Genomic DNA, 23,704 nt, shown 5'->3' with positions numbered 1-23,704 from the left:
GGCCGCCCGCCGCGGGGCGGCGAACCCACGGGCCGGTGCGATCGGGCATGGCCGGTGCGGAACTGTCGGACCGCGATCGTATGGTCATGGGCGTGGAGATCGGTGTTCAAGGAACTCTGGACGATCTGGGCACGCCCCTCGACCAGGTGACCTTCGTCGTGTTCGACCTGGAGACGACGGGTGGTTCGTCCGCCGAGCACGCCATCACCGAGATCGGCGCGGTCAAGGTGCGCGGTGGCGAGGTGCTCGGCGAGTTCGCCACGCTCGTCGACCCCGGCCGTCCCATCCCGCCGTTCATCGCCGTGCTCACCGGCATCACCGACGTGATGGTCATGGCCGCGCCGCGCATCGAGCAGGTCCTGCCCGCGTTCCTGGAGTTCACGCGCGGCGCCACGCTGGTCGCGCACAACGCCCCCTTCGACGTCGGCTTCATCAAGGCCAACTGCCAGGCCCACGGCTACCCTCCCCCGGCCAACCCGGTGGTCGACACCGCCGACCTGGCCCGGCGCGTCCTGACGCGCGACGAGGTGCCCAACTGCAAGCTCTCCACGCTGGCCCGGGTCTTCCGCAGCGGCACCGAGCCGTGTCACCGCGCCCTGGCCGACGCCAAGGCGACCGTCGACGTCCTGCACGCGCTCATCGAACGCGTCGGGGCCTACGGCGTGCAGACCCTCGAAGAGCTCAAGGGCTTCGTCAGGGCCCCCACCCCCGAGCAGAAGCGCAAGCGTCACCTGGCCGCGAGCATCCCGAGCGCCCCCGGCGTCTACGTCTTCGAGGACGAACGCGGCGAGGCCCTGTACGTCGGCAAGAGCGGCGACCTGCGCCAGCGGGTCAAGTCCTACTTCACCGCCAGCGAGACCCGGCCGCGCATCCGCGAGATGATCGGCATCGCCGAGCGGGTGCGGCCGATCGTCTGCGCCACCGGCCTGGAGGCCGAGGTGCGCGAGCTGCGGCTGATCGGGGCGACCAAGCCCCGCTACAACCGCCGGTCGCGGTTCCCCGAGAAGGTCGTCTGGCTCAAACTGACCGACGAGCCGTTCCCCCGCCTGTCCGTCGTCCGCGAGGTCAAGGCCGACCAGGGCACTTACCTCGGCCCCTTCACCTCCGCGCGCGGCGCCGAGGACGCCAAGTCGGCGCTGCACGAGGCCGTGCCGCTGCGGCAGTGCACCGAGCGCATCTCCACGCGCACCAGCCGTCCCGCGTGCGTGCTGGCCGAGATGGGCCGCTGCGGGGCGCCGTGCGAGGGCCGCCAGGGGGTCGACGAGTACCGGCGCCACGCCGACGAGGCCCGCGCCGCCATGGAACACGACCCGGGCCCGGTGTTCTCGGCGCTGGAGGCCCGCATGCAGCGGCTGGCCGCCGAGCAGCGCTATGAGGAGGCCGCGGTCGACCGCGACCGGCTGGCCGTCTACGTGCGCACGGCGGCGCGCATGCAGCGGCTGCGGTCGCTGACCGGCATACCCGAGCTGATCGCCGCCAGCCCCGCGTTCGACGGCGGCTGGGACATCCACGTCGTGCGGTACGGCCGCCTGACCGCGGCGGGCGTGATGCCCAAGGGCGCCCACCCGACTCCGTACGTCGACGCCTTGGTCGCCACCGCCGAGACCGTCACGCCCGGGCCTGGCCCGCTCCCGGCCGCCATCGCCGAAGAGACCGAGTGCATCCTGCGCTGGCTGGAGTCCCCCGGTGTCCGGCTGGTCCGCGTCGACGGCGGCTGGAGCCTGCCGGCCCGCGGCGCCGCCCGTCTGAAGTCCCGCATCGACCGCGCCTACGACGGCCTGCGCGCCTACGAGAACCTCCACCCCCGCCACCCCCGCGAAGGCCGCCCCCTCCGCTGACAAGATCTTCCCAGCCGACCGATCGGGCGTAGTCGAATTCGTGGGGCATCCGTCCCAGCGATTCGATTTCGAGCGCGGGCTTTCATCGGCCTGCGTGATCAGGCCCTCTACAGTTCGATCAGACGTTCCTTCGACCCCGCGCCGGCACGCAGAATGTCCTCACGATCCGACGTGATCACCACCGCGTCGCGATCCTCCCCGAGGATCGCGACGTGCACATCGATCACGTCCGCGTGACCCGAGTCGCGGATTCTCAGGCCGATCCGCTTGGCGGCATCGCTGTCCAACGGAACCTTGGCGCACTGCTCCGGCTTCAGTCCGAGCAGCGCCGCCAGACGCGCCTGACGTCCATGACCGCCCCTCCACACCTGCGCGAGAACCGCATCGGGCAGAACCAGGCGAGCCTGTCCGCGTCGCACCTGCAACAGGAGCGCCGTCATACGCTCGTCCGCCCTCTCCAGAGCGATCAACGCCCCGGAATCCAGTACGTACTCCGGATAAGGGTTCACGCTGCGTCATCCGCCGCCACGGAAGCCGCACCACGCTTGGCCTCACGGGCCTTGGCCAGCGCCTCATCCGCCCATGCCTTGGCGTCCTCACCCGGTTCACCGGTCTCGGCGACCATGCTGGCGATCAAAAGATCGAGTGGATCGAAGTCCCTAAGGCTTTCAGCGGCTCGCGTCATATAGGAGGACACAGAATCGAAGTGGCCCTGTTGCACCTGCTCCCTGATGTAGGCGACCAGTTCTTCGGGAACGGTAACAGTGATCTTCATGGTGGCCATACTGAGCATCATACCGATCACCATACCGATCCCCAAAGATCGATGTTCACGCTTTGCGATCATCTGATCACAGAAATCGCCATCGAGAGGCCCTCCGGGCGCCGTGCACTGCTCCAGCGCTCGTTGGCAGATCGCCGACACCGGTCACCCCGTTCGCCCCTTTCACAGCGCACCCACATGAGGCTCCCCCACATGGGCCACCGAGCGCCCATTACATGAGCCCACGCGCGCGGCCGGCGCGCGCGAAGGCGGTGGGGCGCCCGACACACGAGCCACCGAACACCCGACACACGAGCTGCCGGGCGTCCGACACATGAGCTGCCGGGCGTCCGACACATGGGCCGCGGGGCCCGGTGGCTCCTCCGGCAGGGGTGTCGGAGGACAGGCGCCGCGGCGGCGGGAAGGGTGTACGGCGATGCCGGCGCCTTCGTACGGCGAAGGCCCGGCTCTGGTGTACGGACGTGCTCAGGCGTTCGAGCGTCCGGACATGATCGCGCCCAGGAAGGCGGACCACTCGGTGGCGGCGATCGCGAGGATCGGACCGGACGGGTTCTTGCTGTCACGGACCCCGACCAGGCCGGGACGAACCCTGGCCACCGCGCTACACTGCCGATTCGTGCAGGAGACGCGCCTCGACACCGCTCGGATTCGGGCGGCTCGCCGGCTGATCGACCCGATGTTCCTCGACACTCCGCTGTATCCCTGCGACGCGCTGGAGCCCGGCCTGGGCTGCGCGGTGAGCATCAAGCTCGAAACGGCGAACCCGGTGCGCAGCTTCAAGGCCCGCGGCACCGAGGTGATCGCGAGCCTGCTCGCCGGCGGTGGCTCGCGAGCCGTGGTGTGCGCCAGCGCGGGCAACCTCGGCCAGGCCCTCGCGTGGTCCGGACGAGGGCGGGGGCTCGACGTCACCGTCGTGGCCTCCCGCTTCGCGCCCGCGGCCAAGCTCGGCCGCATCCGCGCGCTGGGCGCCACGCTGGAGCTGGTGGACGGCGACTTCGACATGGCCCGCGAACGGGCCGCGGACCTCGCGCGGTACGAGGGCATCCGGCTGGTCGAGGACAGCCTGGACATCGAGACCTGTGAGGGCGCGGCGACCATCGGCCTGGAACTGGTGGACTCCAAGCCGTCCTTCGACGCCGTCCTGATCGCTCTTGGCGGCGGGGCACTGGCCACCGGCGTGGGTCATGTGGTCAAGGCCCTGGCGCCCGAGGTCGAGGTGATCTGCGTCCAGCCGCTGGGCGCACCGGCGATGACCCGCTCCTTCCGCGAGCGGCGCGTCGTCACCACCGACTCGACCGACACCATCGCCGACGGCGTCGCCGGCCGTCGTCCCATCCCGGCCGTCCTGGACGATCTGCTCCTGGTCGCCGACGACGCCGTCCTGGTCCAGGAGGCGTCGATCATGGCCGGGATGCGGATGCTCCTCGACCACGCCGGTCTGGTCGTCGAACCATCGGCCGCGCTCGGCATCGCGGCGATCCTCGAAGACCGTGACCGCTTCGCCGGACGGCACGTCGTCACCATCGTGTGCGGCGGCAACGTCGACCTGGCCGCCTACCACCGCTGGGTGGGGGTGGCGCCCGGCCACGGGTCCTGACGACCGCGCCGGCTCCGGCGCACCCGGCCCACCTCCTACGCGGCCCAGGGGGACCGCAGACGGATCTCGCGGCCCGGCCAGCAGGTCACCGGCGCACCTCCCACAGGGCTCAGGGTGACCGCAGGCCGATCTCGCGGCCCGGCCAGCGGGAGCGCAGCCAGCGGTCATGGCTGGCGATCACGACGGCGCCGGGGCCCGTGCCCAGGGCCTCCTCGAGCTCGTCGGACAGGCGGGGCGAGAGGTGGTTCGTCGGCTCGTCGAGCAGCAGCAGTTCGGGCGGGTCCGCGACGAGCAGCGCGAGCGCGAGGCGGCGGCGCTGGCCGACCGACAGTTCTCCGACCCGCTTGCCGCGCTCTCGCGGGCCGAGCAGGCCGAGGGAGCGCAGCGGCACCGACTCGGCGCGCTCGGCCCCGAGCGCCAGCTCGTAGGTTTCCAGAGCGGTGCGGTCCGGTCGGTCGAACACGGTGTCCTGGGCCAGCAGGCCGACTCTCAGCGCGGGCCGCCGCCGCACCGCGCCGGAGGCGTCCAGCCGCCCGGCCAGCACCGCGAGAAGCGTCGACTTTCCCGCTCCGTTGGGCCCGGTGACCAGCAGACGATCGGTCGCCGAGACATCGAGGCGGCCGAGCGTGAGCCGTCCCGGTACGCCGATCCCCCGCATCGACACCAGAAGCCCATCGGCGAGCGGGGCCTCGCCTATGCCCGAGTGGGCGGAGTCGCCGGAGTGGGCGGAGTCGGCCGGGTCGCCGGAGGTGGCGGCGGTGGCAGAGGTGGCGGTGGTGGCGAGGGCGGGGGGATGGAAGCGCAGCGGCGCCGGGGGCGGGGGGACCTGGCTGCGCTCCAGGTCGGCGAGCCTGCGGGCGGCGTCGCGCACGCGGTGCGAGATCTGGTTCTGCACCCGGCCGCTCCGGTGGCCGTAGCCCATCTTGTCCTTGTCGCGCAGCAGACGGTTCGGCGCGACCTGGTGCGCGGCGACGGCGACCGAGCGGCGCAGCTCGGCGAGCTCCTCCTGCTCCTCGGCGAAGCGCCGCCGCCAGCGCTCGCGCTCCGCACGCTTCTCCGCCTGGTAGGCGGTGTAGTTGCCGCCGTACCGGACGGGCCCGTCCACCGCCGGGTCGAGGTCGATCACGTCCGTGCAGACGGCGTCGAGGAACGCCCGGTCGTGGCTGGCCACCACGACGGCGCCGGGCAGGCCGCGCAGCCGTTCCTCCAGGAAGATCGCGGCGTCGTCGTCGAGATGGTTGGTGGGCTCGTCCAGCAGCAGGGCCGCCGGACGCCGCACCAGCAGGGCGGCGAGCGCCAGCCTGGCCCGCCGGCCCCCGGACAGGGATCCCAGCGTGCGGTCGTGCGGCACGCCGCCGAGCCCGAGCCCGGCCAGGACGATCTCGGCACGCCGGTCGGCGTCCCACGCCTCGTCCTGCTGCGCTCGTTCAAGCCGCTCACCATAGGCGGCGAGAAGCCCGGCCGCGGCCGGGGAGTCCGGCGGGGCGTCGGCGAGCGCGCCGGCGAGCCTGTCCAGCTCGGCCAGGTCGTCGCGCGTTTCGCGCAGGGCGTCGTCCAGCACGCCGGCGATCGTGGCGGCGGCGTCGAACGGCATCTCCTGGTGCAGGAAGCCCAGGTCGGGTGGCCGGACGACGCTGCCGGCGTCCGGCTCGTCGGCCCCGGCCAGCAGCCGCAGCAGCGTGGACTTGCCGACGCCGTTCTCGCCGATCAGGCCGATACGGTGCCCGGGCGCCGCGGTGAGGCTGACCCCGTCGAGCACCCGCCTCGTCCCAAGGATGCGCACGAGATCGTGCGCGAGCAGAGCGGTCTCAGACATTCGGTATCACCAGGGGAAGAGTCGCGGGGAGGCGTCAGGCGAGCTCAGGAGCGGCGGTCTCCTGGAGGCGGGCGTCGGCGAGCCGGAGCCAGCGGTCGACCTTGATCTCGGCGAGGAAGCGTTCGTCGTGGCTGACGACCACGAAGGCGCCCTCGTAGGCGTTCAGCGCGCTCTCCAACTGGCCGACGCTGACCAGGTCGAGGTTGTTGGTCGGCTCGTCCAGCAGCAGCAACTGGGGCGCGGGCTCGGCGTACAGAACGCAGGCCAGCGTGGCGCGCAGGCGCTCTCCGCCGGACAGCACGCCGACCGGCAGGTGGACGCGGGAGCCCCGGAACAGGAATCGGGCGAGCAGGTTCATCCGCTGCGCCTCCGGCATCTCGGGCGCGGACGCGGCGAGGTTCTCCGCCACGGTGCGGCCGAGGTTCAGCAGGTCCAGCCGCTGGGACAGGTACGCCACCCGGCCGTCCGCCCGTCTGACCAGGCCGCCCTCCGGCTCCAGGTCGCCGTTGAGCAGACGCAGCAGGGTCGACTTGCCGGCGCCGTTGGAGCCGGTCAGGGCGATGCGCTCGGGCCCCCGGATGGTCAGGTCGAGACCATCGCCCGCGAACAGGGGCCGCTCGCCGTAGCGCACCTGCATCCGCTCGCCGAGGAAGACCGTGCGCCCGGCGGGGACGTTGGTGCCGGGCAGCTCCAGCGTGATCTTCTGCTCGTCGCGCAGAGCCCGGCTCGCCTCGTCCAGCTTGGACTTGGCGTCGCCTACCCGCGCGGCGTGCGTCTCGTTGGACCTGCCCGCCGACTCCTGGGCGCGCCGCTTCAGGCCCCCGGCGATGATCTTCGGTAGGCCGGCGTTGCCCAGGTTGCGCGCGGCGTTGCTCGCCCGGCGTTCGGCCCGCTCACGCGCCTGCTGCATCTCGCGCTTCTCGCGCTTGACCTCCTGCTCGGCGTTGCGGATGTTCTTCTCGGCGACCTCACGGGCGGCGCGGACGGCCTCCTCGTACTCGGTGAAGTTCCCGCCGTAGGAGCGCAGCTCTCCCCCGTCGAGCTCGGCGATGCGGTCCATGCGGTCGAGCAGCGCCCGGTCGTGGCTGACCAGCAGCAGGCAGCCGTTCCAGTCTTCGAGCACCGCGTAGAGCTTGCGGCGCGCGTCGAGGTCGAGGTTGTTGGTCGGCTCGTCGAGCAGCAGGACGTCGGGGCGTCTGAGGAGCTGCGCCGCCAGGCCGAGCGAGACGACCTGGCCGCCGCTGAGGGTGTGCAGGGGGCGGGTGAGGGCGAGGTCGCCGAGGCCGAGCCGGTCGAGCTGGGCCCGGGTGCGTTCCTCGATGTCCCAGTCGTCGCCGATCGTGGTGAAGTGCTCCTCACTGGCGTCACCGGCCTCGATGGCGTCCAGCGCCTCGATCACCGGGGCGACGCCGAGGACCTCGGCCACCGTCGGGTCGCCGAGCAGGGGCAGCGTCTGCGGGAGGTAGCCGAGCACTCCCCCGGCGGACACGCCGCCCGCAGTGGGCTGGAGCTCGCCGGCGATCAGCTTGAGGAGCGTGCTCTTGCCGGCACCGTTCGGCGCGACGAGGCCGGTGCGGCCGCCGCCCACGGTGAAGGACAGATCGTCGAAGACCGGGGTGTCGTCCGGCCAGGAGAAGGAGAGGTTGGAGCAGATGATGAAGGCATCGGACATGGATGAGACCTTGGAGTGTGCCGCTGGCGCGCGCCTCGGCCGCCCAGCGGGGACGGGTATGGGAACGACGAGAAACGGCCACCGCGGCCGCGCTCCCGCGCGCCGTCAGCCGGCCGTCGACCTCCGGAATCACCCGGAGATGTCGTCGTCACCTGCCACGTCTGGTCTCCCTAAGCCGACATACCGTGCCAGGGACTATAGCAGCCTCCCACTGCCATCCCGCTCAGCCGGTTCCACCCCCGCCGGCCCATGTTCTGTGCTCTCCGGCCCACCATGCCGCGAGCGCGGGTGGGCCGTCGTGAGGTCGTCGGTGTCAGACGGGGAATGTGCCGGTTTTGATGCCGGAGAGGAAGGCCGACCACTCAGCGGGCATGAGGGTGAGCATCGCCCCCGACCCGATCTTGCTGTCGCGCACCGCGACCATCCCAGCGGACCAGGCCGAGGCCACTTCCACGCAGTTGTCGCCTTCATCGCCGCTGTAGCTGCTCTTGCGCCACCGCAGAGCCGGAGAGTCAGGAGTCATTTCGCTGCACCACTTCCTCGATGAACCGGAGAGACTGCTGGCACGACAGAGCCTGGAAACTGATCGCGTGATACCGGCGGACCAGCCGGGCCAACGTTGCCCGGTCGTCCACGGTGCGCCCATAGGGCTGCGCGCCTACATAGGCAGCGTAGGCCGATCCGTCGCGTTCGGCGATGATGAATCCGCCGACCAAGCCGCAGTGCACATCCGTGGTGCTGGGGATTAGCTGGATGGTGAGCTGGGGTGGCCGGACCAGTTCCAGCAGGAATCGCAGTTGCTCATTCATGACGGCCACGCCTCCGACCTGGCGGCGGATCACGGCCTCATCCATGATCACATTGATCACGGGCGGCCGCTTGCGCTCCAGGATCATCCGACGGCGCATGCGCCCCGCGACGCGCTCGTCCACCTCCTCCTCGGTGATGCCGGGCGACACTACGATGATTCGCCGGGCGTACGCCTCGGTCTGCAGCAGGCCGGGGATGATCGTCGGCTCCCAGCAACACAGGTCGGCGGCGTCCTGCTCCTCGTCCAGCCACGGCCGGAAGTGCTCGGGCGCCTGCGGCCAGGTGGTCGCGGTGTAGAGCCTCGACATGGTGCCGTCGAGCCCGAGGACCCGGTCGCACAGTTCGGCGAACTGCTGGGACGGCCGGCGCTTGGTCTGCTCCACGAGGTTGACCATGGAGTCGGAGAAGCCGATGCGCTCGGCGAGTTGCCGCTGGCTGAGGTTCGCCCGGCGGCGATGGCGGCGCAACTCGAAGGCGAAGAGGGCGCGGGGGGACTCGCGGGGATCGATATCTTTCCCGGGGAACATTTATCACCTACCTGACTAAAATCGGGCCTATCGGCAACCAACTCGCCTGCTGACAGAACAGTGGGCACGAGGTCGGCCGATTCCGTCGTCGATCGTAGCCTCGGGTCGTCATTCTGATGAGGCGAATCGTCAAGAGGGACGAGATTCGACCGGCGAATGGAAAAGGCGCGCAGATGACGACAGGAAGCCTTCTTGGGGCCATCGATCTGATCGGTTCTCCCGAATCGGTCTCCCTCGCACGTGCGTACGTGCGCGAGAAGCTCGGCCGCGAGCACCCCGCGCTCCACGACGTCACACTCCTGGTATCCGAGGTCGTCACGAACGCCGTCGTCCATTCCGATTCCGGGAACGGCGGCACGGTGACGCTCGTGCTCGCCGACCGCCACGAGTTCATCCATGTCGACGTGGTGGACGCAGGAGGTGGTGACGCTCCCCGCGTGTGCTGTGACCTGTACGGCGAGGGCGGGCGCGGCCTGCTGCTGGTCCAGGAGATCTCACACCGCTGGGACGTTCTCCAGCACCCCGCGGGCCGGACCGTCTGGTTCCAGGTGAAGTACACGCGCGAGAAGTGAAACGTGGCGAGAAACGCCCGGACGATCACTCATTCCCTGTGCGGCCACGAGGGTTCCGTGCGCCGGCGCAATGAATCCCCATGAGCGGAGACGGCGGCTCGGCGAGCGCCTCAAGGATTTGGATTCGGTCTCCTCCTCGGCCGCACCGCCGTCCCGGCACGCACGGAAATCACCTTATGCATATATGAATCCAGTGGGGCTGAACGAATAAGGATCTCGGCTTACTCTCTCCCTCGAGTCCGTCGGCCGCCGATTCGCCGAGGCGGTTCACCTGGCGGAATGATCCCGTCCAGGGGGCACCCCACTCCTTGCCCTGATCTCGCCCGATCGATCATCGGAGGATCCGGCCGCACGAGATGATCGATCAGCGGATCGGCCGCACCTCGGGATCGGCGTCCTGGTCGCCGGGCATACGCTCCCGTCTCGCGCCGGCCCGGCGGTCCCGCGTCCTGCTTCGGGGAGGAAAGACGTTGTTCTACGAGATCCGCCGCTATCAGACTCGGCCCGGCATGCGGGACGAGTGGGTGGAGTACATGGAGGGGACGGTGATCCCCTACATGACCGAACGTGGCATGTCGGTGATCGCCTCCCTCGTCGACGAGGAGGACCCGGACGGCTACGTCACGCTGCGCCGCTTCGCGAGCGAAGCAGAGCACGAGCGGATCTACGCCGCCACCTACCAGACCGACCGCTGGAAGAACGAGATCTATCCGATGGTCGAGAAGTTCCTTGATCTCGAAGCCGTCACCGTCACCAGAGCCTCGCCCACCCACCACGGCCTCCTGCTCTGACAGAGCCGGATGCGGGGGAAGGCGCACGCGGCGCTAGAGTCGGGCCAAGCCGTACTCGAAGGGGAGAGCTCGTATGATCACCGCGATCGTGCACATCAAGGCTGAGGTCGACCGGATTCCCGAAGTCGCGCAGACGATCGCCGAGCTTGACCGGGTCAGCGAGGTGTACTCGATCACCGGTGACTACGACCTGGTGGCGATGGTGCGCGTCTCCGCCTACGAGGAGATCGCCGAGGTGATCCCGGGGCGGATCAACAAGGTGCCCGGCGTCCTCGCCACCGAGACCCACCTGGCGTTCCGCACCTACTCCAAGCACGACCTCGACTCCGCCTTCTCCATCGGCTTCGCCGAAGCCGACTGAGCATCCTCCGGCAGCCGGGATGCAAGATCGAACGAGCGCCGGGGCGCCCGAACGATCTAGCGGTGGGACCAATTTCAGCCGCGCCGGGCGTTCAGACGCAGGCCGCGGCGGATGTGAGCGGCCACCGTTCCTTCGTCCGTCGGTCTCAGGATCGGGTGAAGGCTCGGGCTACGGTGAGGCTGTCTTCGTAGATGTGGAAGCGGGTCACCAAGCCGTCCTGGACCGTGAGGTGGAGGGCGAACGGCGAGGTGTACGCGGCGCCGCCGTCCCGCACGGTCTGCCTGATCTCGCCGAGCACCACGGCGTGCGCACCATCGACCAGAATCCACCGTACGGACGTGCCGTTCAGTTCGGGCACATGGTGGGCTTCCAGGGACCGGAAATGGTCGGCCACGTCGGCCCGGCCGGACCGGGGCCGAATCCACGGCACCGCCGGGTGCCCCTCGGCCGGCCAGGCGAGGCCCCAGTCGACCGGCTCGGCGAACAGCTCCGAGGTGCGGTCGTGATCGCCTTCGGCCATCCGGCGCAGCAGTTCCGCCACGACATCACGGGTGTCATCGCTCATGCCCCGAGCCTCTCGCCTCAGGGCGAGGCCCGTCGATTACCCACCAGGTAAGGCGGAGCCCGCACGAGGCATCATCGGCCCGTCCGCAAAACGAGAACGGCCGGCCCCGAGGCGGGGACGGCCCGGTGCGTGGGGCCAGGCATGGCCGGCGCGGCGCGAAAGGCCGGCCCCAGAGGTGAGGCCGGCCCGTGCGTATGCCGGTCTGCCGCATACGCGGCGTCTGGTGCGTGCGCGGGTCAGGAACGTTGCTTGTACGAGCGGCTGGTCTCGACCCAGCGGGTGAGGGTTTCGGCGGCGCGGCCGGAGTCGACGGCTTCGGCGGCGCGGGTGTAGGCCCTGGTCATCGCGGCCACCAGGGCGTCGCCGGGCGGGCCAGGGTCGGGGGCGGTGGCGCCGGCGTCCAGGCTGACCAGGGCGGCGGCGGCGTTCAGCAACACCGCGTCGCGCACCGGGCCGCCCTTGCCGCCGACCAGGTCGTTGACGGCCCGGGCGTTGAACTCGACGTCCCCGCCGCGCAGCGCGTCGGCCTCGGAGCGCGGCACGCCGATGTCCAGCGGGTCGAAGGCGGTCTCGACGGCCGTTCCGTCACGCACGACCCACACGGTCGAGGTGGTGGCCGTGGAGAGCTCGTCGAGGCCGTCGTCGCCGCGGAACACCAGGGCCGACACGCCGCGCTCGGCGAAGACGCCGGCGACGACGGGCAGCATGCGCGCGTCGTAGACGCCGATGGCCTGCGCCGACGGGCGGGCCGGGTTGGTGAGCGGGCCGAGGAAGTTGAAGAAGGTCGGGATGCCGATCTCTTTGCGGACGGGGCCGGCGAACCGCAGGGCCGGGTGGTAGACCGGCGCGAAGCAGAACGCGATGCCCGCCTCGACGGCCGTGCGCGCGGTGGACTCCGGGGACAGGTCGAGGACGATGCCGAGGTGTTCGAGCACGTCGGCGGCGCCCACCGAGGAGGACGCCGACCGGTTGCCGTGCTTGACGACCCGGGCCCCGGCCGCGGCGGCGACGATCGCGGCCATGGTGGAGACGTTGACGGTGTGCGCGCGGTCGCCGCCGGTGCCCACGATGTCGACGGTGGGGCCGTCGACCGACAGCGGCGTGGCCCGGTCGAGCATGGTGCGCGCCAGCCCGACGACCTCGGCCACCGTCTCGCCCTTGGCCTTCAGCGCCGTGGCGAAGGCGGCGATCTGGGCGGTCGTGGCGGAGCCGGACATGATCTCGCCCATCGCCCAGGCGGTCTCGTCGGCGGTGAGGTGCTCACGGGCGAGCAGGGCCGTGAGCAGCGCGGGCCACGTGGTGCGCGCGTCCATGGGGTCTCCGGGTCAGTGGGAGGTGATGCGGGAGGCCGAACGGCTCCGCATGAGGCCGGCGACCGCCTCGGCGAGCGCCATGGGGTCGATCGGCTGCGCCACGACGGCGTCGGCGCGGGACCAGTCGGCGAGCCAGCGGTCGTCGCGACGCCCGATGATCACACAGATCGGCGGGCAGTCGTACACCTCGTCCTTGGCCTGGCGGCAGATGCCCATGCCGCCCGCGGGGACGGCCTCGCCGTCGAGGACGGCCACGTCGATCTCTCCGGAATCCAGGTGCTTGACGACCGCCGGCTGCGTGGCGCACTCGACGATCTCCACGAGGGGCACGTCGGCGGCGGGACGCCGTCCGATCGCCAGCCGCACCTTCTCGCGGGTGCTTGCGTCGTCGCTGTAGACGAGAACCCTCATGCTCACGGTCGCGCTCACTATCGATTGGGACGAGGTATGGTCACCACGGATGCTACCTGTCCCCGGCGACGGAAACCCAGACCAGTCACACTTAGCGCCGTTCCCGGCTTATGTCTGGTTTATCGGGGTGAGGTGGCCTTACCGGGGGGTCGTGCGCCGACCCGACCCCTCCAGCCGCAATAATGCTGGGCGTGGCGACAGCATCCGCAATTACGACGACAGCAGCACCGTCCCGCCGGCCGAACCTGGTCCAGGTCGGGACGATCGTCTGGCTGTCCTCTGAGCTCATGTTCTTCGCGGCGCTGTTCGCGATGTACTTCACCATCCGGTCGGTCAGCCTCGGCCAGGGCAAACCCTGGCCCACGCTGCCTGAAGGCGTCCACCTGGACATCCCGTACGCGCTGGTCAACACGATCGTGCTGGTGCTGTCGAGTGTGACGTGCCAGCTCGGCGTGTGGGCCGCTGAGAAGGGTCAGGTCAGGAAGCTCCGGTTCTGGTACATCATCAGCTTCCTCATGGGCGCCTGGTTCGTCGGCGGGCAGCTGTACGAGTACCACAACCTCGTGGAAGAGGGCGTGACCCTGTCCTCCAACGCCTACGGTTCGGTCTTCTACCTGACCACGGGCTTCCACGGCCTGCACGTGACCGGTGGTCTGATCGCGTTCCTGTTCATGCTGGGACGCACGTACGCCGCGAAGCGCTTCACACATGAGCAGGCCACCAGCGCGATCGTCGTGTCCTACTACTGGCACTTCGTCGACGTCGTCTGGATCGGCCTCTTCGCGACCATCTACATCATCAAATGATCGGAACGAGGATATCGGTGAACTCGATCACCGCACGGAGGCGGCATCCGCTCGCGCGATACGCCGTCCTCCTCCTTGCCCTGAGCCTCCTCGGTGGGGTGTACGCCCTGGTGGCGCCCGGAGGAGACCGAGCTGACGCGGCGATCGCCTCCGGCAAGGCGGACGACGTGGCGGCGGGCAAGGATCTGTTCGCGGCACACTGCGCGAGCTGCCACGGCCTGAACGGCGAGGGGTCCTACTCCTCCGGCGGTGCATCGGGCCCGAGCCTCGTCGGCGTCGGCGCCGCGGCCGTGGACTTCCAGGTGTCCAGCGGCCGCATGCCGTTCTCCGACCCCGGCCCCCAGGCGCCGCGCAAGCGCCCGCCGGACTGGGTGAACCAGGACACGATCCGGCAGCTGGCCGCGTACGTGCAGTCGCTGGGCGGCGGTCCGACCAAGCCCTCCCTGGAGGCGACCGACCCGTCCAAGGGCGACCCCGCCAAGGGCGGCGAGCTGTTTCGCGCGAACTGCATCCAGTGCCACAACTTCGTCGGGTCGGGCGGCGGCCTGACCTACGGCAAGTACGCACCTCCGCTGAACCCCGCCACCCCCACCCAGATCTACGAGGCGATGGCCACGGGCCCGCAGGCGATGCCGGTCTTCAACGACAGCACGATCACGCCCCAGGAGAAGCGGGACATGATCGCCTACATCGTCAGCGTCCGCCAGCAGCCCGACCCGGGCGGCAGCGGCCTCGGCCGCATCGGCCCGGTGACCGAGGGCCTGGTCGGCTGGATCGTCGGCATCAGCCTCCTCGCCCTCGCCGCCATCTGGATCACCGCGAAGAAGCGTCAGGCCAACCATGACTGAGATCCCGAACGACATCGAGCAGGCCGAAGATCGCGTCCCGAGGCGCGTCATCGGCACGCCCCCTCCGGGGGGTGAGACGTCGGCGCTCGGCGCGCCGGCCGGCGCCCACGAGGAGATCGTGCACGAGGGGGTGACGTTCCCCGACCCGGCCAAGGCCCGCAAGGCCGAGCGCGTCGTCGCCCTGCTGTTCGTGGTGTCCTTCGTCGCCGCGATCGTGTTCATCGTGTCGTACGTCGTCTTCCAGGTCGGCACCATCGACAAGACCCAGACCTCCAACTTCGCCCTCGGAGCCTCGCTGACCGTCGCCCTGCTGTCGCTGGCGGCCGGCATCGTGGTCTGGGTCCGCGGCATCATGCCGAAGTACAACCTGGTCCAGGAGCGCCACCCGATGGCGACCGGGGCGGAGGTCCGCGAGAACGTCAACGCGACGTTCCTGCAGGGCGCCAACGAGAGCGGCTTCGTCAAGCACAAGCTGCTGCGCCGCACGCTCCTGCTCGCCGCGGCCCCGCTCGGCCTGCTGCCGCTGGTGCTGCTGAAGGACCTCGGCCCCCTGCCGGGCACGACGCTGCGGCACACGGTGTGGAAGAAGGGCCTTCGCCTGATGGTGGAGGGCACCAAGCAGCCGATCCGCGCGGCCGACTTCAACTCCCCCGGCGGCATCCTGTCGGTGGTCCCGGAGGGGCACGAGGAGGATCTGAACGCGCTGGCCAAGGCCACGCTGATCCTCATCAAGTTCCGGCCGGAGGACATCAAATCGGGCACCAAGCTCAATTGGACCCACGACGGCATCGTTGCGTACTCTAAAATCTGCACGCACGTGGGCTGCCCCGCGGCGCTTTACGAGCAGACGACGCACCACATCCTCTGCCCCTGCCACCAGTCCACCTTCGACGCCGCCGACGGAGCGAAGGTCATCTTCGGCCCCGCGGCGCGTCCCCTGCCCCAGCTGCCGATCGGCGTCGACGGCGAGGGCTACCTCATCGCACAGAGCGACTTCAACGTCCCGGTCGGCCCCAGCTTCTGGGAGCGCGGGGACGCCGAAGCCGAAGTCAGGGGGAAGGCATGAGCCTGGACAGCACTCCGAAGGCCATCGCAGGACCCGCGAACTTCATCGACGAGCGCATCGGCGCGGGCAACTTCCTCAAGCGCAACCTGCGCAAGGTCTTCCCGGACCACTGGTCGTTCCTGCTCGGTGAGATCGCCCTGTACTCGTTCATCATCCTGCTGCTCACCGGTACGTTCCTGACGTTCTGGTTCAAGCCGAGCATGGGCGAGGTCACCTACAACGGCGCCTACGCGCCGCTGGTGGGCGTGCGCATGTCCGAGGCGTACGCCTCCTCGCTGCACATCAGCTTCGACGTGCGCGGCGGCCTGCTCATCCGGCAGATCCACCACTGGGCGGCGCTGCTGTTCGTGGCGGGCATGATGGTGCACATGCTCCGGGTGTTCTTCACCGGCGCCTACCGCAAGCCGCGCGAGCTCAACTGGATCATCGGCGTCCTGCTGCTCACCCTGGCCCTGCTGGAGGGCCTGACCGGCTACTCCCTGCCCGACGACCTGCTCTCCGGCGCCGGTCTGCGGATCACCGAGGGTGTGGCCATCTCCATCCCGCTGGTGGGCACGTACATCACCTACTTCCTGTTCGGCGGGGAGTATCCGGGCCACGACGTGATCTCGCGGTTCTACAGCATCCACATCCTGCTGATCCCGGGCATCCTGCTGGCGCTGATCTCGGCCCACCTGATCCTCATGTGGGTGCAGAAGCACACCCAGATGCCGGGCAAGGGCCGCACCGAGCAGAACGTGGTCGGCGCGCCGTTCTACCCGTCGTTCATGGCCAAGTCGGGCGCGTACTTCCTGTTCACGTTCGGCGTGGTGGCGCTGCTCGGCACCTTCGCCCAGATCAACCCGATCTGGTTGTTCGGGCCGTACACGCCGGCCGACATCTCGGCCGGCTCGCAGCCCGACTTCTACATGGGCTTCCTAGAAGGCTCGCTGCGGCTCATGCCGTCGTGGGAGATCAACTTCCTGGGGTACACCCTGCCGCTGAGCGTGCTCATCCCGGCGCTGGGGCCGATGGGCCTCATCATGACGGGCCTGGCGCTCTACCCGTTCGCGGAGCAGTGGATCACCGGCGACCGCAGCGAGCACCACCTCGCCGACCGTCCCCGCAACAACCCGCACCGCACCTCGATCGGCATCGCGGCCATCACGTTCTACGGCCTGCTGTGGCTGCTGGGCGCCAACGACTGGATCTCGGCGAAGTTCCACATCTCGCTCTACACCACGACCGAGGTCGGCCGCGTGCTGATCTTCGTCGGGCCGGCGATCGCGTACTTCGTCACCTACCGCATGTGCATCGGCCTTCAGCGCCACGACGCGGACGTGCTGTCGCACGGCGTCGAGTCCGGCGTCATCAAGCGCCTGCCGCACGGCGAGTACATCGAGGTGCACGTGCCGCCGGCCGAGGATATCGCGGCGCACGTGCGCGGCAAGAAGGCCATCCCGGCCATCGCCGCCGCGCCCGACCGCGACGGCATCCCGCCGAAGGGCATGCGCGGCCCGATCGGCCGGCTGCGGGCCCGGCTCAGCGAGACCTACTCGGGCGACACCGAGGCGATCTCCCTGGACGGGCACGACGGTCACCACAACGGGCACGACGGCCACGGGGCGCCGCACGCGGCGGTGGGCGCCGGGCCGGCGGACGAGACGACCAAGTCGATCGGCCACTGACACATCGGCACACCGGCCGCCACGGCGGCCGGCCGCGGAAAGGGGCCCGGGCGCACCACGCGCCCGGGCCCCTTTCCGTTTCGGCTTCCCTGGAGCCTTCCGCGGCCCCGGCACCTCCGTACCGTGCCTCCGTGCGCCGTCAGGAGGTGACGCGCCGCTTGGAGGTGTCGGTCTGCTGGGTCAGGTGGTCGCTGACCGGGACGGCCGACAGGGCCTCGGTGGTGAAGCCCGAGCGCAGCCCGCTCCATCGCAGCCACTGGGGCCAGCTCTCCTGCCAGTGTCCCCATCCGTTGCCCGGGTCCAGCTGGCGCGGCGTGCCGCTCACGATGATCGGGTCGCCGATGAGGGTGACCTCCTTGAACCACTTGGCGTTGGACGGGCTGACGTTGATGCAGCCGTGGCTGACGTTGGAGTTGCCCTGCGAGCCCACCGACCACGGGGCGCCGTGGACGTACTCGCCGGTGTCGGAGATGCGCACGGTGTCGTAGACGGTCAGGCTGTAGTAGCCGGCGCTGCCGGGGCCGGCGTCAGGGGAGGTCATGGTCGTGACGTCCTCCCGCGACATGGCCAGGTGCACGCCGTTGGTCGTGTAGTGGTTCCACTGGCCGCCGTCCCCCGCGCTGAGCGGGACGGTCCTGATGACCTCGCCGTCGCGCTTGACCGTCATCTGGTGGCTGACGGTGTCGGCGTGGCTGATCTGGGCACGGCCCACCTCGAACTCGCGGACGTAGTCCTGGGCGCCGTACATGCCGGGCGCGCCGCGCACCCCGGCGAGCTGCGCGACCAGCTTCACCTTGGTGTGGGCCGGCCACCATTTCTTGGGCCGGAAGCTCACCGACTTGTCGTCGAACCAGTGCCAGGCGCCCTCCACCGGCTTGGAGCTCTGGACCATCAGGTTGCGCTCGACCGACACCCGGTCGGTGATGCCGTGGGTGAAGGTCAGCATGATCGGCATTCCGACGCCCACGGTGAGGCCGGTGATGTCCTTGTTGGGCAGGATCTTGTCGACCGCGAAGGTCTGTGTGGCCTTCTGCGTGGAGAACTCGCTGGTCACCTGCTTGGTGGCGCCCGAGGGGCCGACGGCGACGACGGTGACCTGGTAGGTCTCGCCGGGGGCCGTGCCGCGCTTGCTGCGCCACTGGGTGTGGTCGGCGCTCAGCACGCCCGCGACCAGGGTGTTGCCGGCCTTGCCGCGCACCGTGACGCTCCTGAGAGCGCCGTTGACGGCTCCGACCATGACGGGCAGTTCAGGAGCCACCAGGGCCGCCCCGTTGCCCGGAGAGACGCTCACAGCCACGTCCTGCCGTGAGCCAGAGGTACCTTGTCCTTTCTCGGTTCCGGGGCCCGCGCAACCACCTGCCAGCAGCAGGGCCAGCGCCCCCGTTCCCATGGCGACCACCCGGATCTCGACGTGTCTCACGTTACGTCTCCCCCGCTCCGATGGATCACTCCTTGTGAGTTATTACCCGGTTACAGCGTGTCGTGTACCCGTGCAGAAGGAGAAAGGCCGCAACGACCAGCAAAAAAGCCGCGCGGGCGACCGACGCTCCCTTGACGGAGAGCTCGGCCGCCCGCGCGGCGGAAGTGGGGTGGACGGGGGCCGGACGACGGGCGCGCCGCCGTCCGGGGCCGTCTGTCAGTGCGTGAAGTGACCCCGGTAGTACTGGAAGACGAAGCCGATGGTCGCCATGATCACCGCGAAGACGCCGACGATGAACATCCACCAGCCGATGACGAAGCCCACGGTCATCAGGGCGACCGCGAGGCACAGGAACAGCGGCCACCAGCTGGAGGGGCTGAAGAAGCCCAGCTCGCCGGCGCCGTCGCTGATCTCGGCGTCCTTCCTGTCCTCCGGCTGGTCGCCGATGCGGCGCGCCGTGTAGAGCAGGTAGTAGCCGATCATGAGCGCCAGGCCCACCGAGATGGCGAGCGCGGTGGTGCCGGTGGGCTCCTTGGACCAGAACCAGTAGACCAGGTCCACGGCGGCGAAGAAGACGCCGCAGAGGAGGAACAGCCAGCCCTGAACCTTCATCGGGTTCCCTCCAGCTCCTTCTCCGGCGCCAGCCGGTGCGGGTTCTTCAGGTCGAACGCGGGACGCTCGGACCGGATGCGGGGCAGGCGGGTGAAGTTGTGCCGCGGCGGCGGGCAGGAGGTCGCCCACTCAAGGGAGTTGCCGAAGCCCCACGGGTCGTCGACGGTGACCTTCGGCGCGTGCCGCCAGGTCCGCCACACGTTGTAGAGGAACGGCAGCGTCGAGGCGCCGAGGATGAAGGCTCCCACCGAGGAGACCACGTTCAGGTCGGTGAACCCGTCGGCCGCCGAGTAGTCGGCGTAGCGGCGGGGGAAGCCCTCGGCGCCGAGCCAGTGCTGCACCAGGAAGGTGGTGTGGAAGCCGATGAACAGCGTCCAGAAGTGCCACTTGCCGAGGGTGTCGTTCAGCATCCTGCCGGTGAACTTCGGCCACCAGAAGTAGAAGCCGGAGAACATCGCGAACACCACGGTGCCGAAGACGACGTAGTGGAAGTGGGCCACGACGAAGTAGGAGTCGCTGACCTGGAAGTCCAGCGGAGGCGAGGCCAGGATGATGCCGGTCAGGCCGCCGAACAGGAACGTCACCAGGAAGCCCACCGCGAACAGCATCGGCGAGGCGAAGGTGATGTGGCCGCGCCACATCGTGCCGATCCAGTTGAAGAACTTCACGCCGGTCGGCACCGCGATGAGGAAGGTCATGAACGAGAAGAACGGCAGGAGCACCTGGCCGGTGACGAACATGTGGTGCGCCCACACCGCGGCCGACAGGCCGGCGATGGCGATCGTCGCGCCGATGAGGCTCATGTAACCGAAGATCGGCTTGCGGCTGAACACCGGCAGGACCTCGGTGATGATGCCGAAGAACGGCAGCGCGATGATGTAGACCTCGGGGTGGCCGAAGAACCAGAACAGGTGCTGCCACAGCATGGCGCCGCCGGTCGCCGAGTCGAAGATGTGCGCCCCGAGATGGCGGTCGGCCTCCAGGCCGAGCAGCGCGGCGGCCAGCACCGGGAAGGCCAGCAGCACCAGGATGCTGGTGAGCAGGATGTTCCAGGTGAAGATCGGCATGCGGAACATCGTCATGCCGGGGGCGCGCATGCAGATGATCGTGGTGATGAAGTTGACCGCGCCCAGGATGGTGCCGATGCCGGACATCGACAGGCCCATGATCCACAGGTCGCCGCCGAGCCCCGGGGAGGAGACGGCGTCCGACAGGGGCGTGTAGGCCGTCCAGCCGAAGGAGGCGGCGCCGTCAGGGGTGAAGAAGCCCGAGACGGCGATCGTGCTGCCGAAAAGGTAGAGCCAGTAGCTCACCATGTTCAGCCGGGGGAACGCCACGTCCGGCGCGCCGATCTGCAGCGGCATCAGCTCGTTGGCGAAGCCCGCGAACAGCGGGGTCGCGAACATCAGCAGCATGATCGTGCCGTGCATGGTGAACAGCTGGTTGAACTGCTCGTTGCTGACGAACTCAAGGCCCGGCTGGGCCAGCTCGGCGCGCATGATCAAGGCCATGACGCCGCCGATGAGGAAGAACACGAACGAGGTGATCAGGTAGAGGTGCCCGATCACCTTGTGGTCGGTCGAAGAGAGCCACCGGGCGATGACGGTCCCCTTGCGGGCGCTCCGCGGGGCGACGCCCACTCGGATCGGCTCGTTGATGGCGGTCACTGGGCACTCCCCGCCTGGCTGTTGACGTACTGGTCGTACTCGGCCTGCGGCACGAGTTTCACGGTGAAGAGCATGCGGCTGTGGTCGACGCCGCACAGCTCGGCGCATCGGCCGGCGAAGGTGGCGGGCTTGTCGAGGGTCATGGTGTGGATCTCGAAGACGTTCTTCACGCCCGGGAGCACGTCGCGCTTGAACAGGAACGCGGGCACCCAGAACGAGTGGGCGACGTCCGGCGAGGTCAGCTCGAACTGCACCGACTTGTTCATCGGGAGCACCAGCTCGGGGCGCTTGGCCGGAGTGCCGACGACGCTGACGGTCTTGCCGCCGCTCTCGCTGGTGAAGCGCCAGCTCCACTGGAAGCCCTCGACGTGCACCTTGACGTCGGGATTCTTCGACACCGCGGTGATGGTGCTCTCGTCACGGGCGGTGAAGTAGAAGAACACCGCGACCATGATGATCGGCACCGTGGTGTAGAGGATCTCGATCGGCAGGTTGTAGCGCACCTGCGGCGGCAGAGCGTCCCCGCTGTTCTTGCGCTTGCGGTGGAACGCGCAGGCCCAGAGGATCAAACCCCAGACGACGACACCGACGGCGAGGGAGGCGATCCAGGCACCGTTCCACAGACTCTGGATGATGCCGGCCTCTTTGGTGACGCCTTGGGGGAAGCCGGCACGATCCCACGTGCCAGGGCCCCCACACGCCGTCAGGGAAACCAGCAGCGCCGCCAGGGCGGCGGCGCCCGGCACCCTTCGGGCCAACGGACGCCGTCTAGTACGGCGGGTCGGACTCACGGATCGCCTACCCCACAGATAAAGCCCAAGAGTCCCCCTCCTGGGCGGTCGTTTCCAGGTTCACGTTGTTCGCGTTCTTGGTTGTCTCACGTCACGCTGGGGGACACATTAGCGCGCACAGGGCCCGCCCCCCTTCTCAGCCCCCGCGAACGGCGGCCCCTGGCGCGCTCACCCCGTCACGGCGACCCCGGCCGCGGGTGCGAGCATGAACGCGTGGCGTACTTCGACGCGGCCTCGGCCGAACCCCTGCACCCCGCCGCGCGCGAGGCGCTGATCGCGGCCCTGGACGCCGCCGGCGCCGACCCCGCGCGGCTGTACGGCGCGGCGCGGCAGGCCCGGCTGCTGCTCGAACGCGCCCGCGCCGAGGCCGCCGAGGTGATCGGCGCGCGTGCCGACGAGGTGTCCTTCACCTCCTCAGGAACGCAGGCCGTCCATCTCGGGGTGCTCGGGACGCTGCCCGGCCGCCGCCGCACCGGGCGCCGCGTGGTGGCGAGCGCCGTCGAGCACTCCAGCGTCCTGGCCGCCGCGGCGGCGAACGAGCGCGACGGCGGCTCGGTGGAACTGGTCGGGGTGGGCCGGACCGGCCGGGTGGACCCGGCGGAGTTCGGCGCGGCCGTCGCGGCGGAGGGCACCGCGCTGGCCTGCCTGCAGACCGCCAACCACGAGGTCGGCACCCTGCAGCCGGTCGCGGAGGCCGCCGAGGCGTGCCGGGCGGCGGGGGTCCCGCTGCTGGTGGACGCCGCCCAGACGCTCGGGCGGCTTCCCGTCCCCGAGGGCTGGTCGGTGCTCGCGGCCAGCGCCCATAAGTGGGGTGGCCCGGCCGGGGTCGGGCTGCTGGCCGTGCGCAAGGGCACCCGGTGGCGTTCGCCGCTGCCGGAGGACGAGCGCGAGCGCGGCAGGGTGCCGGGCTTCGAGAACGTCCCGGCGGCCGTGGCCGCGGTGGCAGCGCTGCGCGCCGCCGTCGAGGAGTCCGAGCGGGAGAACGCGCGGCTGTCGGCCCTGGTGGACCGGGTACGCGAGACCGTGCCGCGCGTGGTGCCGGACGTCGAGGTGGTCGGGGAGCCGGCGCTGCGGGCGCCGCATATCGTGACCTTCTCGTGTCTTTACGTCCCTGGCGAAGCGATCCTCACCGAACTGGACAGGGCGGGCTTCTCGGTATCGTCCGGCAGCTCGTGCACGGCGAGTACGCTACGACCATCCCACGTGTTGGAGGCGATGGGGGTGCTCACGCACGGCAACGTCCGGGTGTCGCTGCCCAGAGGCGCCTCCGCCGCGGACGTCGACCGGTTCCTCGCCGTCCTGCCGGACATCGTCCGGCGCGTGCGCGAGAGCGTGGGAGTGAGGTCGTAGAGATGCGCGGCGCGCCGCGGGACCTGGTCTCGAAGGCGGGCCGGCTTCCCGGCGGGACGCGCCGGGGCCGCGACGGCGAAGGTGGATCACTGATGGCAGGCTCGCAGCAGCAGGCGTCCGCCGGGGCGCCCCAGCCCCCGGCCGCGCTCACGATCGACGCCCTGGGGCGCAAGTGCCCCATCCCGATCATCATGCTGGCCGAGCAGATCAACTCGGTGCCGCTCAACGCGACGGTGGCCGTGCTCGCCGACGACCCGGCGGCCTTCACCGACGTCCCCGCGTGGTGCCGGCTGAAGTCGCACCACCACGTGGGCACCTACGAGCTGCCGCAGGGCGGCTGGGCCATCCACGTGCGCCGCAACTACTGACCGCCCCCGGCCACCGCGGCCGGCCCGCGGAGAACACGGGCGGATCGCGAAG

The 23,704-nt window shown here is 69.9% G+C and carries 25 protein-coding genes; 11 read left to right on the top strand and 14 right to left on the bottom strand.

The features are described from left to right. The first annotated feature begins 86 nt into the window (after positions 1-86). Positions 87-1,838, top strand: coding sequence for a DEDD exonuclease domain-containing protein (locus ACFQSB_RS11905; RefSeq protein ID WP_380826278.1), 1,752 nt, complete (start codon positions 87-89; stop codon positions 1,836-1,838). A 107-nt stretch (positions 1,839-1,945) separates the two neighbouring features. On the opposite strand, the gene ACFQSB_RS11900 is transcribed toward ACFQSB_RS11905, so the two are convergent. The 3 genes from ACFQSB_RS11900 to ACFQSB_RS40475 form a co-directional block, all read right to left on the bottom strand. Beyond that, positions 1,946-2,347, bottom strand: a complete 402-nt coding sequence (locus ACFQSB_RS11900) for a PIN domain-containing protein (RefSeq protein ID WP_380826276.1) — start codon at positions 2,345-2,347, stop codon at positions 1,946-1,948. Continuing rightward, positions 2,344-2,685 carry a ribbon-helix-helix domain-containing protein gene (locus ACFQSB_RS11895; protein ID WP_380826274.1) on the bottom strand — a complete coding sequence of 114 codons (342 nt, stop codon included), beginning with the start codon at positions 2,683-2,685 and terminating at the stop codon, positions 2,344-2,346. The genes ACFQSB_RS11900 and ACFQSB_RS11895 overlap by 4 nt, the downstream gene beginning before the upstream one ends. A 402-nt stretch (positions 2,686-3,087) precedes the next feature. After that, entirely contained in the window at positions 3,088-3,261 is a 174-nt protein-coding gene (locus ACFQSB_RS40475) for a DUF397 domain-containing protein (protein WP_459117330.1), read from the bottom strand. On the opposite strand from ACFQSB_RS40475, the gene ACFQSB_RS11885 reads away from it, so the two are divergent. Next, the gene (locus ACFQSB_RS11885) at positions 3,239-4,219 is read left to right on the top strand and encodes a threonine ammonia-lyase (protein WP_459117329.1); all 981 of its coding nucleotides are present in this window, start codon (positions 3,239-3,241) and stop codon (positions 4,217-4,219) included. The two genes, ACFQSB_RS40475 and ACFQSB_RS11885, sit on opposite strands and share 23 nt — an antisense overlap. 109 nt (positions 4,220-4,328) lie before the next feature. Here the strand turns inward: ACFQSB_RS11885 and ACFQSB_RS11880 are convergent, their stop codons facing one another. The 4 genes from ACFQSB_RS11880 to ACFQSB_RS11865 form a co-directional block, all read right to left on the bottom strand. Then, the gene (locus tag ACFQSB_RS11880; RefSeq protein WP_380826268.1) at positions 4,329-6,035 is read right to left on the bottom strand and encodes an ABC-F family ATP-binding cassette domain-containing protein; all 1,707 of its coding nucleotides are present in this window, start codon (positions 6,033-6,035) and stop codon (positions 4,329-4,331) included. A 34-nt stretch (positions 6,036-6,069) separates the two neighbouring features. Further along, a complete protein-coding gene (gene abc-f / locus ACFQSB_RS11875) occupies positions 6,070-7,707 on the bottom strand; it encodes a ribosomal protection-like ABC-F family protein (protein ID WP_380826266.1) in 1,638 nt (545 codons plus the stop codon). A 313-nt stretch (positions 7,708-8,020) separates the two neighbouring features. Next, positions 8,021-8,230: a DUF397 domain-containing protein gene (locus ACFQSB_RS11870; protein WP_380826265.1), complete on the bottom strand. Its 210-nt coding sequence runs from the start codon at positions 8,228-8,230 to the stop codon at positions 8,021-8,023. Continuing rightward, positions 8,220-9,044 (bottom strand): helix-turn-helix domain-containing protein, encoded by an 825-nt coding sequence (locus tag ACFQSB_RS11865; protein WP_380826263.1) that lies wholly within the window; start codon positions 9,042-9,044, stop codon positions 8,220-8,222. Before ACFQSB_RS11865 ends, ACFQSB_RS11870 begins: the two co-directional genes overlap by 11 nt. A gap of 173 nt (positions 9,045-9,217) precedes the next feature. On the opposite strand from ACFQSB_RS11865, the gene ACFQSB_RS11860 reads away from it, so the two are divergent. The 3 genes from ACFQSB_RS11860 (at position 9,218) to ACFQSB_RS11850 (ending at position 10,768) form a co-directional block, all read left to right on the top strand. Beyond that, positions 9,218-9,616, top strand: coding sequence for an ATP-binding protein (locus tag ACFQSB_RS11860; RefSeq protein WP_380826262.1), 399 nt, complete (start codon positions 9,218-9,220; stop codon positions 9,614-9,616). A 470-nt stretch (positions 9,617-10,086) separates the two neighbouring features. After that, entirely contained in the window at positions 10,087-10,407 is a 321-nt protein-coding gene (locus tag ACFQSB_RS11855; RefSeq protein WP_354843463.1) for an NIPSNAP family protein, read from the top strand. Between the two features lie 73 nt (positions 10,408-10,480). Then, positions 10,481-10,768, top strand: a complete 288-nt coding sequence (locus tag ACFQSB_RS11850; RefSeq protein WP_354843466.1) for an Lrp/AsnC family transcriptional regulator — start codon at positions 10,481-10,483, stop codon at positions 10,766-10,768. Positions 10,769-10,913: 145 nt separating this feature from the next. Here ACFQSB_RS11850 and ACFQSB_RS11845 read toward each other — a convergent pair whose 3' ends face one another. The 3 genes from ACFQSB_RS11845 to ACFQSB_RS11835 form a co-directional block, all read right to left on the bottom strand. Next, the gene (locus tag ACFQSB_RS11845; RefSeq protein WP_380826259.1) at positions 10,914-11,333 is read right to left on the bottom strand and encodes a nuclear transport factor 2 family protein; all 420 of its coding nucleotides are present in this window, start codon (positions 11,331-11,333) and stop codon (positions 10,914-10,916) included. A 236-nt stretch (positions 11,334-11,569) separates the two neighbouring features. Continuing rightward, complete coding sequence (trpD, locus tag ACFQSB_RS11840) at positions 11,570-12,646, bottom strand: anthranilate phosphoribosyltransferase (protein WP_354925103.1); 1,077 nt, start codon at positions 12,644-12,646, stop codon at positions 11,570-11,572. Between the two features lie 12 nt (positions 12,647-12,658). Beyond that, on the bottom strand, positions 12,659-13,057 hold the full coding sequence (locus tag ACFQSB_RS11835; RefSeq protein ID WP_354843872.1) for a response regulator transcription factor: 399 nt from the start codon (positions 13,055-13,057) through the stop codon (positions 12,659-12,661). A gap of 182 nt (positions 13,058-13,239) precedes the next feature. On the opposite strand from ACFQSB_RS11835, the gene ctaE reads away from it, so the two are divergent. Genes ctaE through qcrB form a run of 4 tightly spaced genes read left to right on the top strand, consistent with a single transcriptional unit; the run spans position 13,240 to position 17,444 of the window. Then, entirely contained in the window at positions 13,240-13,863 is a 624-nt protein-coding gene (gene ctaE / locus ACFQSB_RS11830; protein WP_354843474.1) for an aa3-type cytochrome oxidase subunit III, read from the top strand. 17 nt (positions 13,864-13,880) lie between these two features. Beyond that, positions 13,881-14,711 (top strand): cytochrome bc1 complex diheme cytochrome c subunit, encoded by an 831-nt coding sequence (qcrC, locus tag ACFQSB_RS11825; protein ID WP_380826258.1) that lies wholly within the window; start codon positions 13,881-13,883, stop codon positions 14,709-14,711. Beyond that, positions 14,704-15,777, top strand: a complete 1,074-nt coding sequence (qcrA, locus tag ACFQSB_RS11820; protein ID WP_380826257.1) for a cytochrome bc1 complex Rieske iron-sulfur subunit — start codon at positions 14,704-14,706, stop codon at positions 15,775-15,777. Before qcrC ends, qcrA begins: the two co-directional genes overlap by 8 nt. Further along, entirely contained in the window at positions 15,774-17,444 is a 1,671-nt protein-coding gene (gene qcrB / locus ACFQSB_RS11815; RefSeq protein WP_354925105.1) for a cytochrome bc1 complex cytochrome b subunit, read from the top strand. The genes qcrA and qcrB overlap by 4 nt, the downstream gene beginning before the upstream one ends. A 139-nt stretch (positions 17,445-17,583) precedes the next feature. Here qcrB and ACFQSB_RS11810 read toward each other — a convergent pair whose 3' ends face one another. The 4 genes from ACFQSB_RS11810 to ctaC form a co-directional block, all read right to left on the bottom strand. Next, entirely contained in the window at positions 17,584-18,735 is a 1,152-nt protein-coding gene (locus ACFQSB_RS11810; protein ID WP_380826254.1) for a L,D-transpeptidase, read from the bottom strand. 345 nt (positions 18,736-19,080) lie between these two features. After that, positions 19,081-19,476, bottom strand: a complete 396-nt coding sequence (locus ACFQSB_RS11805) for a cytochrome c oxidase subunit 4 (protein ID WP_354843487.1) — start codon at positions 19,474-19,476, stop codon at positions 19,081-19,083. Next, positions 19,473-21,143, bottom strand: a complete 1,671-nt coding sequence (gene ctaD / locus ACFQSB_RS11800) for an aa3-type cytochrome oxidase subunit I (protein ID WP_380826253.1) — start codon at positions 21,141-21,143, stop codon at positions 19,473-19,475. Before ctaD ends, ACFQSB_RS11805 begins: the two co-directional genes overlap by 4 nt. Next, positions 21,140-21,901 (bottom strand): aa3-type cytochrome oxidase subunit II, encoded by a 762-nt coding sequence (gene ctaC / locus ACFQSB_RS11795; RefSeq protein ID WP_380826252.1) that lies wholly within the window; start codon positions 21,899-21,901, stop codon positions 21,140-21,142. Before ctaC ends, ctaD begins: the two co-directional genes overlap by 4 nt. A 246-nt stretch (positions 21,902-22,147) precedes the next feature. Between ctaC and ACFQSB_RS11790 the strand changes: the two genes are divergently transcribed. Then, positions 22,148-23,284 carry a cysteine desulfurase family protein gene (locus tag ACFQSB_RS11790; RefSeq protein WP_380826250.1) on the top strand — a complete coding sequence of 379 codons (1,137 nt, stop codon included), beginning with the start codon at positions 22,148-22,150 and terminating at the stop codon, positions 23,282-23,284. A gap of 92 nt (positions 23,285-23,376) precedes the next feature. Continuing rightward, positions 23,377-23,652, top strand: coding sequence for a sulfurtransferase TusA family protein (locus ACFQSB_RS11785; protein WP_380826248.1), 276 nt, complete (start codon positions 23,377-23,379; stop codon positions 23,650-23,652). Positions 23,653-23,704: the final 52 nt, after the last annotated feature.

Origin of the sequence: Sphaerisporangium rhizosphaerae (assembly GCF_042665155.1) — a bacterium.
Taxonomy (GTDB): domain Bacteria; phylum Actinomycetota; class Actinomycetes; order Streptosporangiales; family Streptosporangiaceae; genus Sphaerisporangium; species Sphaerisporangium rhizosphaerae.
The sequence above is the reverse complement of the archived record's forward strand: the minus strand, read 5'-3'. Positions and strand labels throughout refer to the sequence as shown.